The 12,851-nt window shown below is 57.9% G+C and carries 12 protein-coding genes and 2 CRISPR repeat arrays; of the genes, 10 read left to right on the top strand and 2 right to left on the bottom strand.

The features are described 5' to 3' along the window. The first annotated feature begins 170 nt into the window (after positions 1 to 170). A complete protein-coding gene (locus BM079_RS15100; RefSeq protein WP_090135735.1) occupies positions 171 to 842 on the top strand; it encodes a hypothetical protein in 672 nt (223 codons plus the stop codon). A gap of 224 nt (positions 843 to 1,066) precedes the next feature. After that, positions 1,067 to 1,694: a CRISPR direct-repeat array (repeat unit 32 nt; unit sequence GTCGCGGCCCGCACGGCCGCGCGGATTGAAAC). A 6-nt stretch (positions 1,695 to 1,700) separates the two neighbouring features. On the opposite strand, the gene BM079_RS15095 is transcribed toward BM079_RS15100, so the two are convergent. Together BM079_RS15095 and BM079_RS15090 are read right to left on the bottom strand one after the other, a co-directional pair. Then, positions 1,701 to 1,982 carry a HigA family addiction module antitoxin gene (locus BM079_RS15095; RefSeq protein WP_245743189.1) on the bottom strand — a complete coding sequence of 94 codons (282 nt, stop codon included), beginning with the start codon at positions 1,980 to 1,982 and terminating at the stop codon, positions 1,701 to 1,703. A gap of 41 nt (positions 1,983 to 2,023) precedes the next feature. Further along, entirely contained in the window at positions 2,024 to 2,302 is a 279-nt protein-coding gene (locus tag BM079_RS15090) for a type II toxin-antitoxin system RelE/ParE family toxin (protein ID WP_090135730.1), read from the bottom strand. 347 nt (positions 2,303 to 2,649) lie between these two features. Here BM079_RS15090 and BM079_RS15085 point away from each other — a divergent pair, with 347 nt between their 5' ends. The 9 genes from BM079_RS15085 to BM079_RS15045 all read left to right on the top strand — a co-directional run bounded on the left by BM079_RS15085 (position 2,650) and on the right by BM079_RS15045 (position 12,787). Next, on the top strand, positions 2,650 to 4,896 hold the full coding sequence (locus BM079_RS15085; protein WP_090135728.1) for a CRISPR-associated helicase/endonuclease Cas3: 2,247 nt from the start codon (positions 2,650 to 2,652) through the stop codon (positions 4,894 to 4,896). A 40-nt stretch (positions 4,897 to 4,936) separates the two neighbouring features. Then, positions 4,937 to 5,605 carry a type I-C CRISPR-associated protein Cas5c gene (gene cas5c / locus BM079_RS15080; RefSeq protein WP_090135726.1) on the top strand — a complete coding sequence of 223 codons (669 nt, stop codon included), beginning with the start codon at positions 4,937 to 4,939 and terminating at the stop codon, positions 5,603 to 5,605. Next, positions 5,602 to 7,404: a type I-C CRISPR-associated protein Cas8c/Csd1 gene (cas8c, locus tag BM079_RS15075; protein ID WP_090135724.1), complete on the top strand. Its 1,803-nt coding sequence runs from the start codon at positions 5,602 to 5,604 to the stop codon at positions 7,402 to 7,404. Before cas5c ends, cas8c begins: the two co-directional genes overlap by 4 nt. Next, positions 7,401 to 8,270, top strand: coding sequence for a type I-C CRISPR-associated protein Cas7/Csd2 (gene cas7c, locus BM079_RS15070; RefSeq protein WP_090135722.1), 870 nt, complete (start codon positions 7,401 to 7,403; stop codon positions 8,268 to 8,270). Before cas8c ends, cas7c begins: the two co-directional genes overlap by 4 nt. Before the next feature lie 9 nt (positions 8,271 to 8,279). Beyond that, the gene (gene cas4 / locus BM079_RS15065) at positions 8,280 to 8,921 is read left to right on the top strand and encodes a CRISPR-associated protein Cas4 (RefSeq protein ID WP_090135720.1); all 642 of its coding nucleotides are present in this window, start codon (positions 8,280 to 8,282) and stop codon (positions 8,919 to 8,921) included. A gap of 2 nt (positions 8,922 to 8,923) precedes the next feature. Continuing rightward, positions 8,924 to 9,964 carry a type I-C CRISPR-associated endonuclease Cas1c gene (cas1c, locus tag BM079_RS15060; RefSeq protein WP_090135718.1) on the top strand — a complete coding sequence of 347 codons (1,041 nt, stop codon included), beginning with the start codon at positions 8,924 to 8,926 and terminating at the stop codon, positions 9,962 to 9,964. 13 nt (positions 9,965 to 9,977) lie between these two features. Next, positions 9,978 to 10,268: a CRISPR-associated endonuclease Cas2 gene (gene cas2 / locus BM079_RS15055; protein ID WP_090135716.1), complete on the top strand. Its 291-nt coding sequence runs from the start codon at positions 9,978 to 9,980 to the stop codon at positions 10,266 to 10,268. A gap of 191 nt (positions 10,269 to 10,459) precedes the next feature. Continuing rightward, positions 10,460 to 10,966: direct repeats of the CRISPR family, unit length 33 nt; unit sequence GTCGCGGCCCGCACGGGTCGCGCGGATTGAAAC. Positions 10,967 to 11,243: 277 nt separating this feature from the next. Further along, a complete protein-coding gene (locus BM079_RS15050) occupies positions 11,244 to 11,501 on the top strand; it encodes a hypothetical protein (RefSeq protein WP_090135714.1) in 258 nt (85 codons plus the stop codon). A 182-nt stretch (positions 11,502 to 11,683) separates the two neighbouring features. Next, complete coding sequence (locus BM079_RS15045; RefSeq protein WP_090135712.1) at positions 11,684 to 12,787, top strand: Gfo/Idh/MocA family protein; 1,104 nt, start codon at positions 11,684 to 11,686, stop codon at positions 12,785 to 12,787. Positions 12,788 to 12,851 lie beyond the last annotated feature (64 nt).

The raw sequence follows: 12,851 nt of genomic DNA, 5'->3' as shown, positions 1-12,851 counted from the left end.
CGTCTGCCTCATCCGAAACGACGGCGAAGCCTCTCGCATGAGAAATACAGTCCCAAAGCCGCGCTTTTCTTTCGATCGATTACCGGAGCGCTGAGTAGACTCAGCGTTACTAAATGACGCCGACGCTATCGGCGCACCGGAACATCGATCATTCTCCACGAGGGCACGTCATGCGTCGTATCGCAACTGCTGTAATCACCGGGTCCCTGCTGATGGCCACCAGCGCCGCGGCCATGGCCGAAGATCACTGGTCGGTCGCCGGCAGTGCCGGTACGACCGGTCTGGGGGCCAACGTCAGCTGGCGTTTTCATGATCACTTTGCCCTGACGGCGGGGTACAGCGGTTATAATTACGATGACCTGGATAAATCCATCAATGACGTTGATTACGAGGGTGAAGTCGATATCAACGTTTACAGCCTCAAGCTGGATGTTTATCCGTGGGTCAACAGCGGCTTTTTTCTGTCGGCCGGTGCGGTAAGACCCGATATTCGCATTAATGCAATCGGGCGCGCCTCGGTAGATTATCAAGGGGATAACGTCACTATTCCGCGTGACTTTGGCTATCTGGACGGCAAGGCCGAGCTTTCTGACGGTGTCGAGCCCTATTTGGGTCTTGGCTGGCGCAACAGCTCGAAGCAGGGCTTGGGTTTCTACGCTGAAGCCGGCGCATTCCTGATTGACCCCTCTGTATCGGTAAATGCCAGAGGGCCTATCACAAATTCACCTTTGGCCCCTGCAGCTCGCGCCTATGCTTCTGATGCTGAAGATGATGCGCGAGATGAGTTGAACAAATACAACGTCTATCCGGTCGCCGTCATTGGTATCGAATACACGTTTTAATCCCGGTTTCTCGTGAGGTCTGCCCCGCTCCGGCGGGGCTTTTTTGTGTCCGCGAACCTGTAATGTCCTCGCATTCTCAGGCAGGCTCGCGCTTTGGCAAGCTTTTGATTCTGTATATATTTTTTGTTGTCAGCGAATGTAGAACCTTCGCACGACAAAATTTATTCAAGGCCCGCTTGTACAAAAGATTTTTCAAATTTATATCAATGATTTATGAATAGGCAGTCGCGGCCCGCACGGCCGCGCGGATTGAAACTTAGCCTCGCGAACAACGACCATGAATTTTTTGAAGTCGCGGCCCGCACGGCCGCGCGGATTGAAACACGTGAGGTGACCATGGCCATCAAAGGCGGCAAGTCGCGGCCCGCACGGCCGCGCGGATTGAAACAAAGCCTTCCGGCCTCGATATCTGCTTTCCAGCTAGTCGCGGCCCGCACGGCCGCGCGGATTGAAACCGGTACTCGGCATTGACCTGCTCGGTATGGCTGCGGTCGCGGCCCGCACGGCCGCGCGGATTGAAACAGCCGCTCCACGCGAACGCTGACCACTTCCAGCAGTCGCGGCCCGCACGGCCGCGCGGATTGAAACTGCGCTCCGGCTCAGATGCTGGATCAGCCGATCCGGGTCGCGGCCCGCACGGCCGCGCGGATTGAAACCAAGTAGTTGGTCATATAAACACCTTCCACTTGAGTCGCGGCCCGCACGGCCGCGCGGATTGAAACTCTTGTAGGCCGCCGATCAAGCCTTCAATGATAGTCGCGGCCCGCACGGCCGCGCGGATTGAAACGGGCTATATCTGGATCAAAGGGCCCGGTCAAAAGTCGCGGCCCGCACGGCCGCCCGGATTGAAACAGGACTTCAGACGCGGGTTTGCAATGGTAGCACCGGGGCAGCAGGGCGCGAGCGTACTTTCCATAGATCGTATGCGGATTGCATGGCCAGCCAGTGCCGGGCAGTACCGATACCTGCGCGCTCAAGGCGGTCGGCGAGGTCGGCCGATATGCCCGTATGACAGTGCATTACGCGCGAGAGATTGGTACGGGTTGTGCCCAGCCGGCGCGCGGCTTCTGTCACGCTCAGGCTCAGCCCCTCAATAACATCTTCGCTCAAGAGCTCGCCCGGATGGGGCGGATTGTGCATCGACACGAAAGCCTCTCAGGGGCCACATACGGCCCGTTTGGTTAGTGGTAGTCCTGATAATCGACCAGCTCGACATCATGGCCTGTAAAGCGCCACGTTATGCGCCAGTTACCGTTAACCCACACCGACCAGTGACCGGCCATTTCACCCTTGAGTGGATGCAGTTTGAAGCTGGGGCGGCTCATGTCGTCGGGACTTTCAGCCACATCGAGCGCGGCCAGAATCAGTCGCAGTTTTTTGACGTGATCCTGCTGCACCCCTTTTGCGAAACCACGCTCGTACAGCGCTTTTAGCCCCTTGTGCTTGATACTGATGATCATGGCGGCCTCGCTGTCAGTCAGAGTAGTGTATCTTGTTAATTAACGGTACACAATTGGAGGCGAAGCCTTGTCACTGTATTCGATGCTGAAGGGACATGCTTGTTGATGGTCAGCCTAGTATCGATTAATTCGTCTCCTTGTCCTGATTTCGGCCATGTCCTGAAGATGGCCAACCTTTGATCGCGCGCTCATGGCCGCGAGAGTTCGCATGTTCAAGGGCCCGCCCAAGATGCAAAAATGTAAAGGCATTTAATAAACAGGAGACGTTTTACTAGCTACTTCCAGGTATTGTTAGAGCTTATATTCGATAAGGTTCAAGTAACTACCTGATCGGTATTGTCCTGACAATGTCCTTTTATGCCCATAGCACAACTGCCGGGGATGAACACGACTGGCAGATTCTGGTGGATCACCTTGAGACTGTCGCCAGACTTGCAAGTGAACGTGCGGGGCGCTTCGGCATGGCTGAGACGGGCCGCGTTGCCGGACTGCTGCATGATTTGGGCAAGTACAGTGCTGACTTTCAGCAACGGCTACAGGGCGCCCAAAAGCGTGTCGATCACTCCACGGCGGGCGCCATCGTGGCACGCGAGCGCTTCCCGGGCGGCGTCGGCGATCTGCTGGCCTATGCCATTGCCGGTCACCATGCCGGCCTGGCCAATGGCCGTGATAATGGGGAACGTACCTCGCTGACACAACGTTTGCAGGCAGAAGTACCGGCGCTGGCAGATGTCTGGAAGCAGGAAGTCGAATTGCCGGACGATCTGGCGTCACCATCCTTCAGTCTTTGCCGTGATCGTGCCTTTTTTCAGTATGCCTTTCTCACCCGCATGCTGTTCTCCTGTCTGGTCGATGCCGACTATCTCGAAACCGAAGCCTTCTATGCCAGGGTAGCGGGTGAGCCAGTGTCACGCGGTGGCGGACCTGAGCTGGCCACACTTCGCGATGCTCTGAACGCTCACCTTGAGACCTTCAGGGCGGACAGTGACGTCAACCGTCTACGCCGGGAAATTCTGGAGCATGTTCGTCAGCAGGCGATTCTGACGCCGGGACGATTTACGCTGACGGTCCCCACCGGCGGCGGCAAGACGCTGTCTTCTCTGGCCTTCGCGCTGGACCATGCCCTCACTCATGGCATGGATCGCGTGATCTACGTCATTCCCTTTACCAGCATTGTTGAGCAGAACGCGGCCGTATTTCGTCGTGCGCTAGGGCTGTACGGGGAGGCGGCAGTGCTGGAGCATCACAGTGCCTTTGATATTAATGACGGTCATTTTGATCGTGACAGCCGCGACAAGCTCAAGCGTGACAGTGAAAACTGGGATGCGCCCATCGTGGTCACGACCGCCGTGCAGTTTTTTGAAAGCCTGTTTGCTGCGAAAACGTCGCGATGTCGCAAGCTACATAATATCGCTCGAAGCGTTGTTATCCTGGATGAAGCCCAGACCATGCCGCTGTCTCTGCTGCGACCAAGCGTTGCAGCCCTGGATGAGCTGGCGCGTAACTATCACGCCAGTATCGTGCTTTGTACGGCAACCCAACCGGCGCTGGCCGAAACCGATGAGCCCGAACGCAGTTTTACTGGCGGGCTGCGTGATCTGCGTGAACTCGCGCTGGAACCCGAGCGGCTCTACCGCCAGCTTGAGCGAGTCACCGTACGCCATATCGGAACGCTGGATGATAAGGCGCTGCGTGAAGAGCTGCTCGAGGTTGAGCAGGTGCTGTGTATCGTCAACAATCGGCGCCATGCGCGCGCGCTGTTTGAATCCATCGCAGATAAGCCGGGTGCCTTTCATCTCACCACAGCCATGTGCGCCGTTCATCGTCGTCAGGTATTGGTCAGGATCCGACAGGCGCTCAAGGATGGGCAGCCCTGTCGGGTCGTCTCGACCTCCCTGATCGAGGCCGGGGTCGATGTCGACTTCCCCCGTCTACTGCGTGCCGAGGCGGGTCTTGATTCGATTGCCCAGGCGGCCGGGCGTTGCAATCGGGAAGGACGGCGTACCGCAGTAGACAGCGAAGTGCGTATTTTCGCCACGCTTAATGAGGACTGGGCACCGCCGCCGGAGCTGAAGCAGTTCGCGCAGACCACTCGCGAAGTGCTGCACCACCATGGCGATGATCCGTTGTCACCCACCGCTATTGAAGCCTACTTTCGGCTGCTCTATTGGCAACAGGATCAGAGACTGGACAGATATGAGCTGCTGTCACTGATCGAGAAGGGCCGGCTTGATGGTCTGCCGTTTGAAACGCTGGAACAGAAATATCGCCTGATCGAGAACACCCAGCGAAGCGTCATTATTCCCTTTGATCAGGATGCTCGAGACGCGATCAACCGATTGTCGTGGGTCGAGACAGCGGGTGCCGTGGCGCGTGAGCTTCAGTCCTATACCGTGCAGGTGCCGCAGCAGGGATTTCGTGCACTGGAGCAGGCCGGCGTCATTGTTGCTGTAGAGCCGGATAAATTCGGAGAGCAGTTTGTGGTGTTGCTCGATGAGCGCCCCGGTGAACTGAACGACAATCTCTATAGCCTGCAAGCAGGGCTGAACTGGCATGAACCTGATTTTCGATCAGCCGAGTCCAATCTGTGGTGAACCTGTCGAGCGTCAATGAAACCATTTCGAGGAGCCGTCAATGAGCTTTGGTATCCGGCTGCATATCTGGGGCGAGCGGGCCTGTTTTACCCGACCGGAGCTGAAAACCGAGCGGTTTTCCTACGATGTCATCACACCCTCGGCGGCGCGCGGTATTCTGGAGGCCATTCACTGGAAGCCGGCGATTCGATGGTGTGTGGATCGCATCCATGTGCTCAAACCGGTGCGTTTTGAATCGGTCCGTCGCAACGAAGTGGCTGGCAAACTGCCGGCTGGGACGGTCAGCAAGGGCATCAAAAGCGGGCAGATCGACGAAGTGCATTACTTCGTGGATCAAAACCGTCAGCAGCGGGCGTCCACCATTCTCAGGAATGTGGGCTATGTCATCGAGGCCCATTTCGAATTTACCGCGCGTGCCGACGACGGCGACACGCCCGGCAAGCATCTGGATATCTTCAATCGCCGCGCCCGCCAGGGGCAGTGCTTTCACATGCCGTGCCTGGGCACGCGCGAGTTTCCGGCCAGCTTTGAGCTGATAGAGAGTGACGAGCAGATGCCGTCGGTGGATGATTCGCTTTGCGGCGAGCGTGATCTGGGCTTCATGCTGCATGACATCGACTTTGCCAATGGCAGAACGCCCCGCTTTTATCGTGCGCGTATGCACGATGGTGTGATTGATGTGCCGCCCTTTGCGGAGGCGCTGGCATGATTCTCTCTGCGCTCAACGACTATTACCAGCGCCTGGCCGAGCAGGGCAGAGTGCCCACGCCCGGGTTCAGCAGTGAGAAGATCAGTTTTGCGCTGGTATTCTCGCGCGAAGGTATGCCGTTGCAAATTAATGATCTGCGCCATACTGACGGCAAAAAGCCGCGGCCGCGTTCGATGCAGGTGCCGGTCGACAAACGACGTACTTCCGGTATTCATGCTTATGGCCTGTGGGACAAGACGGCTTATGCGCTGGGTGTGACGGCCGGTGAAGGCAAGCGGCTTGCTGAGGAACATGGGGCTTTCCAGATGCGCCAGCGTGCGCTGTTGGCGGCAAGCGAGACGCCGGCACTCAACGCTTTTCTCAGGTTGATGGAGCTCTGGACGCCCGATCAGTTGAAGAGTCTCGCTGGTTACAGCGACGACATACTGGACAGCAACGTAGTATTTCGCCTTGATGGTGAACGCTATTTTCTACACGAGTATCCTGAAGCGCGGCAGCGCTGGGAAGCCGTGATGGAAAGCGACGAGGGCTTGATCGGACAGTGTCTCGTCACCGGCGAGATCGCGCCGATGGGCACAGGGCATCCTGCGATTCGAGAGGTCAATGGTGCCCAGAGTTCCGGGGCCTCACTCATTTCTTTTAATAGCGACGCCTATGAGTCCTATGGCCAGAAAGGGCAGGCCAACGCGGCCATCTCGAAAAAGGCCATCTTTGGTTATGCCACGGCCCTGAATTATCTGTTGCGTCGCGATAATGACAATCACCAGCGTCTGCAGATCGGCGACGCTACGGTTGTTTTCTGGGCCAATGCCTCGGACGCCATCCAGGCTGACGCGGCGCACACTTTTTTCTTTTCCATTCTCAATGATCCGCCTACCGATGAGCAGGAAGCTGCCCGGCTGAAAACCGCGCTTGAACGCATTGCGCAGGGTAGCGCGCTGGCGGATACCGATCTCGGTCTCAGGGGCGACACCGAGTTCTTTGTGCTCGGGCTGGCACCCAATGCCGCGCGGCTCTCCGTACGTTTCTGGTGCGTGAATACGCTGGATCAATTGACGCGCCATGTGGCAATGCATCAGCAGGATCTGACATTGCTGCCATCACCATGGAAAGGAGGATTATCTCCGCTATGGCGGCTTTTATATGCCACCGCACCCAGTCGTGATGGCAAGGCAAAAGCCGAAGATATTCCGCCTCAATTGGCCGGTGAAATGGCGCGCGCCATTTTTACCGGCCGGCGCTATCCGCAGTCGCTGCTGAGCCACCTGGTCATGCGCTTTCGCAACGACGGCGATATCAGCGGCATTCGCATCGCGCTTTGCAAGGCGATTTTGTCTCGAAACGCGCGCCTTGCGTCGTCTCGTTTTTCATCCCAGGAGGTTCCCGTGAGTCTTGACCCGCACTCAACCCACCCCGGTTATCTGCTGGGGCGACTGTTTGCCGAGCTGGAGCGTGCCCAGCGCGGTGCGCTGGGGGATCAGCTCAATGCCACCATTCGTGATCGCTATTACGGTGCCGCCTCGGCAACGCCTGCCAGCGTATTCCCGATGCTCTTGCGCAACGTGCAGCACCATCTGTCCAACATGCGCAAAAAGGACAAGGGCGGGCTGGCCACTGTCATCGAACGTGAAATGACCGCCATCATCGGCGGGCTGGGCGAGTGCTTTCCCAGAAGCCTCAGGATCGAGGATCAGGGTCGCTTCGCCATTGGGTATTACCACCAGTCACAGGCTCGCTTTGCCAAACGCGATACTGATACACCAACAGAAGATGTCGCCACTCAGGGAGAAGAGGCATGACCGCCATTGCCAACCGCTACGAATTTGTCCTGCTCTTTGATGTGACCAACGGCAATCCCAATGGCGATCCGGATGCCGGCAATCTGCCAAGGCTGGATCCCGAAACCAATCAGGGGCTGGTGACGGATGTCTGTCTCAAGCGCAAGATTCGCAATTATGTGGCGCTGGAAAAGGAAGAAGAAGCGGGCCATGCCATCTACATGCAGGAGAAAACGGTCCTCAATAATCAGCACAAGAAGGCTTACGACGCCCTGGGAATCAAGCATGAGGCCAAGAAACTGCCCAAGGAGCAGGCAAAGGCACGTGAGCTGACCGGCTGGATGTGCAACAACTTCTTTGATGTACGCACCTTTGGCGCCGTGATGACGACCGAAGTCAACTCCGGTCAGGTACGTGGTCCGGTACAGCTGGCGTTTGCAAGCTCCATCGATCCGGTCGTGCCGATGGAAGTCTCGATCACGCGCATGGCCGTGACCAACGAAAAGGATCTTGAAAAAGAGCGCACCATGGGGCGCAAGCACATCATCCCTTACGGCCTTTATCGCGTACACGGCTACGTTTCTGCAAAGCTTGCAGAGCGCACCGGTTTTTCAGAGGACGATCTTGAACTGTTGTGGCGCTCGCTGATCAACATGTTCGAACACGATCGCTCTGCGGCCAGGGGAGAGATGTCCGCACGCAAGCTGATCATATTCAAGCACGATCATGCCATGGGCAATGCGCCGGCACATCGACTGTTCGACAGCGTCACGGTTACGCGTGTCGAAGGAGAAGCTGATACGCCAGCGCGACGCTTTCAGGATTACGCAGTGACCATCGATCGTGAGGCCATTCCTGCTGGTGTCAGTGTCAACGAGCGGCTGTAGCAGTCCGTCATGGAAGACGAGATCCGGCTGATACCGCTGTCAGCGTTACAGCACTACCTGTTCTGCCCACGCCAGTGTGCGCTGATTCATCTGGAACAGCAGTGGGCAGAAAACCGCCATACCGCCGAGGGTCGCCTTCTTCACGAACGTGCCGACCGACCCGGCCATGAGCGGCGTCGGGGCGTGCATACCGCCATGGCATTGCCGCTGGCACATGAAGCATTGGGGCTGACCGGTGTCGCGGATGTGGTGGAATTCGATGAGCATCAGGATCCAATCGTCATCTGTCCGATCGAATACAAGCGTGGTCGACCCAAGGCACATCGCGCCGATGAAGTGCAGCTCTGTGCGCAGGCGCTTTGTATGGAAGAAATGAAGGACGTAGCCGTACATCAGGGTGCTTTGTTCTACGGTAAAACCCGTCGACGCAAGACGGTTGTTTTTGACGAAGCGCTCAGAGCCCTGACGCTGGAGGTGATTATCGGTGTGCGGCGTCTGTTCGATACAAACATCACACCGCCGGCAGTCTACGAGGCAAAACGTTGTGATCAGTGCTCGCTGCTTGAGCTGTGTCAGCCCCGGGTCATGGGCAAGCGGCGCTCGGCAGGGCAATGGCTGGCACGCCAGCTCGAGAATCTCGGAGAAGACTGACCATGCGTCGCCAGCTCAATACGCTCTACATCACGACCGATGGCGCCTGGATGAAAAAGGAGGGCGCCAATATTGTCATGCAGGTGGAAGGCAAGGAGCGCGCGCGACTGCCCATCCATATGCTGGAATCGCTGGTCTGCTTTGGACGCGTGTTGATCTCACCACCATTGATGGGATTTTGCGCCGAGCAGGGTGTGACGATCACGCACCTTTCCCCGCAGGGCAGGTTTCTGGCACGTATCGAAGGACCGGTCTCCGGCAACGTACTGCTCAGACGCATCCAGTACCGTGTCAGTGATACCCATGAGCACTGTGCAGAAGTAGTGCGCAGCTTTTTGATCGGCAAGATACACAATCAGCGGGCGGTAGTAGCGCGCGGACTGCGCGATTATGGCGCGAAGCTTGATGAAGGGCCCAGGCTACAGCTTGAAAAAGTGCGTACGCGTATGACCCGCATCGCCCGTAACCTGCTGCATGCCGAGTCCACGGATATGCTGCGTGGGCTGGAAGGCGAAGCCGCCCAGGTTTATTTCAGTATTTTTGACCACCTGATCCGGCATGACGGCGCTGGCTTTCGTTTTACCGGCCGCAATCGCCGCCCGCCGCGGGATCGCGTCAATGCACTGCTGTCCTTTTTCTACACACTATTGACCCACGATTGCCGATCGGCACTGGAAGGCGTTGGCCTTGATCCCGCTGTGGGCTTTTTGCACAGGGATCGACCCGGACGGCCAAGTCTGGCTCTGGACATGGCAGAAGAGCTTCGACCGCTGTTGGCAGATCGTCTGGCGTTATCACTGATCAATCGACGCCAGCTGCGAGAAAAGGATTTTACGGTTGCCGAAAGCGGTGGCGTGACATTGACCGACGACGCACGAAAGGTCGTGCTGACGGCCTATCAGGAGCGCAAGCGCGAAGAGCTGCACCACGCTTTTATCGACGAAAAGTCACCTATTGGCATGCTGCCCCATCTTCAGGCGCAACTGCTGGCACGTCACCTTCGTGGCGATCTGGATGCCTATCCACCTTTTCTCTGGAAATAGATCGGAGGTTGGCATGCTTGTACTGGTCAGCTACGACGTTAGTGTCACCTCGGAAGGCGGCACCCGACGATTGCGCCGCGTATCGAAGGCGTGTCGGGATTTTGGTCAGCGTGTGCAATACTCTGTTTTTGAAATTGAGGTTGATCCGGATCAGTGGGTCAAATTGCGTCAGACCCTGATCGACACGATTGATGATGAAGTTGATAGTCTTCGATTCTACTTTCTGGGTCGCAACTGGCAGCAGCGCATCGAACATGTTGGTGCCAAACCGGCCCTGGACATGAACGGCCCGCTGGTGTTCTGACCTATCTGTACTGTCCTGCGAACGATAAGTGTCCCGCCTTTTCCTGTCAGGTTCGCATTTCTTTAACATCCTGATACTCAACTATTTGTGTGGCATTATCTATCAACACAATGTCCTGGAGAGGGCTTCTGATACGGGTTCGCCAAAACGCTGAGCTTTTCTCAAGGCTGACAATAGGTTATGAGTAAGCGGTCGCGGCCCGCACGGGTCGCGCGGATTGAAACTCGATGATGAGAGCGTATTGGGCGGCGGGACGTGGGTCGCGGCCCGCACGGGTCGCGCGGATTGAAACGTTGGCACGTAGCAGCTTCGCCACCTGGCGGAATGTCGCGGCCCGCACGGGTCGCGCGGATTGAAACGGGTCTGTCAGGTCAACGCTGATCGTGGCCTTGGCCGTCGCGGCCCGCACGGGTCGCGCGGATTGAAACTCGTCACGCACCACACACCTCTAGCAATATCGCCCGTCGCGGCCCGCACGGGTCGCGCGGATTGAAACAATAGCGCGCTTGGCGAAACCATCCTTAAGCTAGGGTCGCGGCCCGCACGGGTCGCGCGGATTGAAACTTGTAGATGAGATACGCAGCCCCGGCGAGGGCGGGTCGCGGCACGCACGGGTCGCGCGGATTGAAACGAGCGCCTGATCGGTCATGAGGGCGGATACGTTAGTCGCGGCCCGTACGGGTCGCGCGGATTGAAACACCCTTGCGCGACGGATCGCCGACAATCGCATTTGTCGCGGTCCTCACGGCCGCGCGGATTGAAACACATATGACGGGCGCAACGACCGGGCGTTCTATGTCGCGGCCGACCCGTATGGGTATAAATATCAAGGGTGATACTGTCGAACTTGCCCTGCTCTGGCGGGGCTTTTTTGTGTCCGTTATTCAGCGATGTATGCCACCTGCTCAAGGCGTCAGACTCCGGGTCGACAAGATGATCAGTCCTGCCTGTTTCGCCCGGCCATGATCACGAACAATGGAAACTACCATACAGGATGCCGCCGCCGGGCTGGGTCAGGCGCTGGAAGGCGAAAACTGGCTCGGTCGTGTCGCGATACCGGCCGATAGGGCAGAGGTGCTTGCCGCCATAACGATGGTCGTGCGGCGGCGCACCCTGTCGATGTCCGTGCTGATCGGCACGGGGTTTTTATATCGCTTTTGCTTTCGCAGACGCCTTTGCCGTTCTCGGCCTGCGGTTTTTATCTGGTGGCCGTGGGACTGCTGGTGCTTTTGATGATGCGCTCAAACGCGTGGTGATTCACGATCTGACCCGCCCGTAAGCTGACATTCGCCGAACCGGCTGAGTGATATCCGATCAACACGGCGGCGGAGATTTACTGTCCGACCTGACAGCACCCAGCGGTTGCGCCAGGCTTTTAAGCATCGTTGTTATCCACCAACGCATTGGAGAATCACATGGCACAGGGAAAGGTGCGCTACGCCGTGGTCGGCGGCGGTGAAATTTCACAGAGTGCGTTCATGCCGGGGATCGCGGCCAGTGACCACTCGGAGATGATGGCGCTGGTCACCGGTGACTCCAGAAAGGCCGAGGTGCTGGGCGAGCGCTACAACCTGAAAGTCTACGGCTATGACGAGTACGAGACGCTTTTGAATTCCGGCGAGATCGACGCCGTCTATGTCGCTACGCCCAACTTCCGCCATCGTCAGGACGCCGTGCCGGCGTTGGAAGCGGGTATTCATGTACTGCTGGAGAAGCCGATGGCGACCAGCATCGAGGACTGCGAGGCGATAATCGCGGCGGCCGACCGCAGTGGTGCAAAACTGATGATCGCCTATCGACTGCACCATGAGCCGGGCACCCTCGAGATGATCCAGCACCTGCGTGAGGGCACCATCGGCGCGCCGCGGACGTTCTCCTCCCAGCTCACTCAACATATCAATCCGAAAAATCATCGTGCCCTGCACGGCTACTGGGGTGGTCCGGTCCCCGATCTGGGCACCTATCCGATCAATGCGGTGCGCCATCTGTTCGGCGCCGAGCCGGTCGAAGTCAGCGCGATGAGCGAGAGCACGTCGGATCGGGGGTATACCTGCGACGACAGCGTGGCCGTCGGTCTGCGCTTTCCCGAAGGCCGGCTGGCCCAGTTCTTCGTCAGCTATGCTGCCAGCGGTCACAATCATCTTTCAGTGGTGGGCGAGCGCGGTGCACTGTTCGCAAAGCCCAGCTACATGTTTGGTCCGACGGTCTCGATCGACTATGACCTGAGCGTTGACGGCGAGACCACGTCCCATTCACCGGGACCGGTCGAGCAGTTTGGCGGCCAGATCGATTACTTCTCCCACTGCATTCTCAATGATCTTGCGCCCGAAGCCGACGGCACGGAAGGACTGCGTGACGTGCGCATTCTGGAAGCCATCGAGCGGGCGCTGGAGAGCGGTCAATCGCAGTCGATCGAGCCGCTAACGTACCGCGAGCGTCTCCAGCCGGATCAAGTCCGCCGTCTGACACCGGTCGAGCCGCCGGAAGTGGTCAGCGTCGAGACCATCAGTGGCGGATGAGCTCACCGCTCGCGTGTGTGAGGGCAATGGGACCGTCCGGGAAGGCGGCTTTTTTATGTCGGCT

Source organism: Kushneria avicenniae (assembly GCF_900112585.1).
Classification (GTDB): domain Bacteria; phylum Pseudomonadota; class Gammaproteobacteria; order Pseudomonadales; family Halomonadaceae; genus Kushneria; species Kushneria avicenniae.
This window is presented reverse-complemented; position numbering and strand designations above follow the sequence as displayed.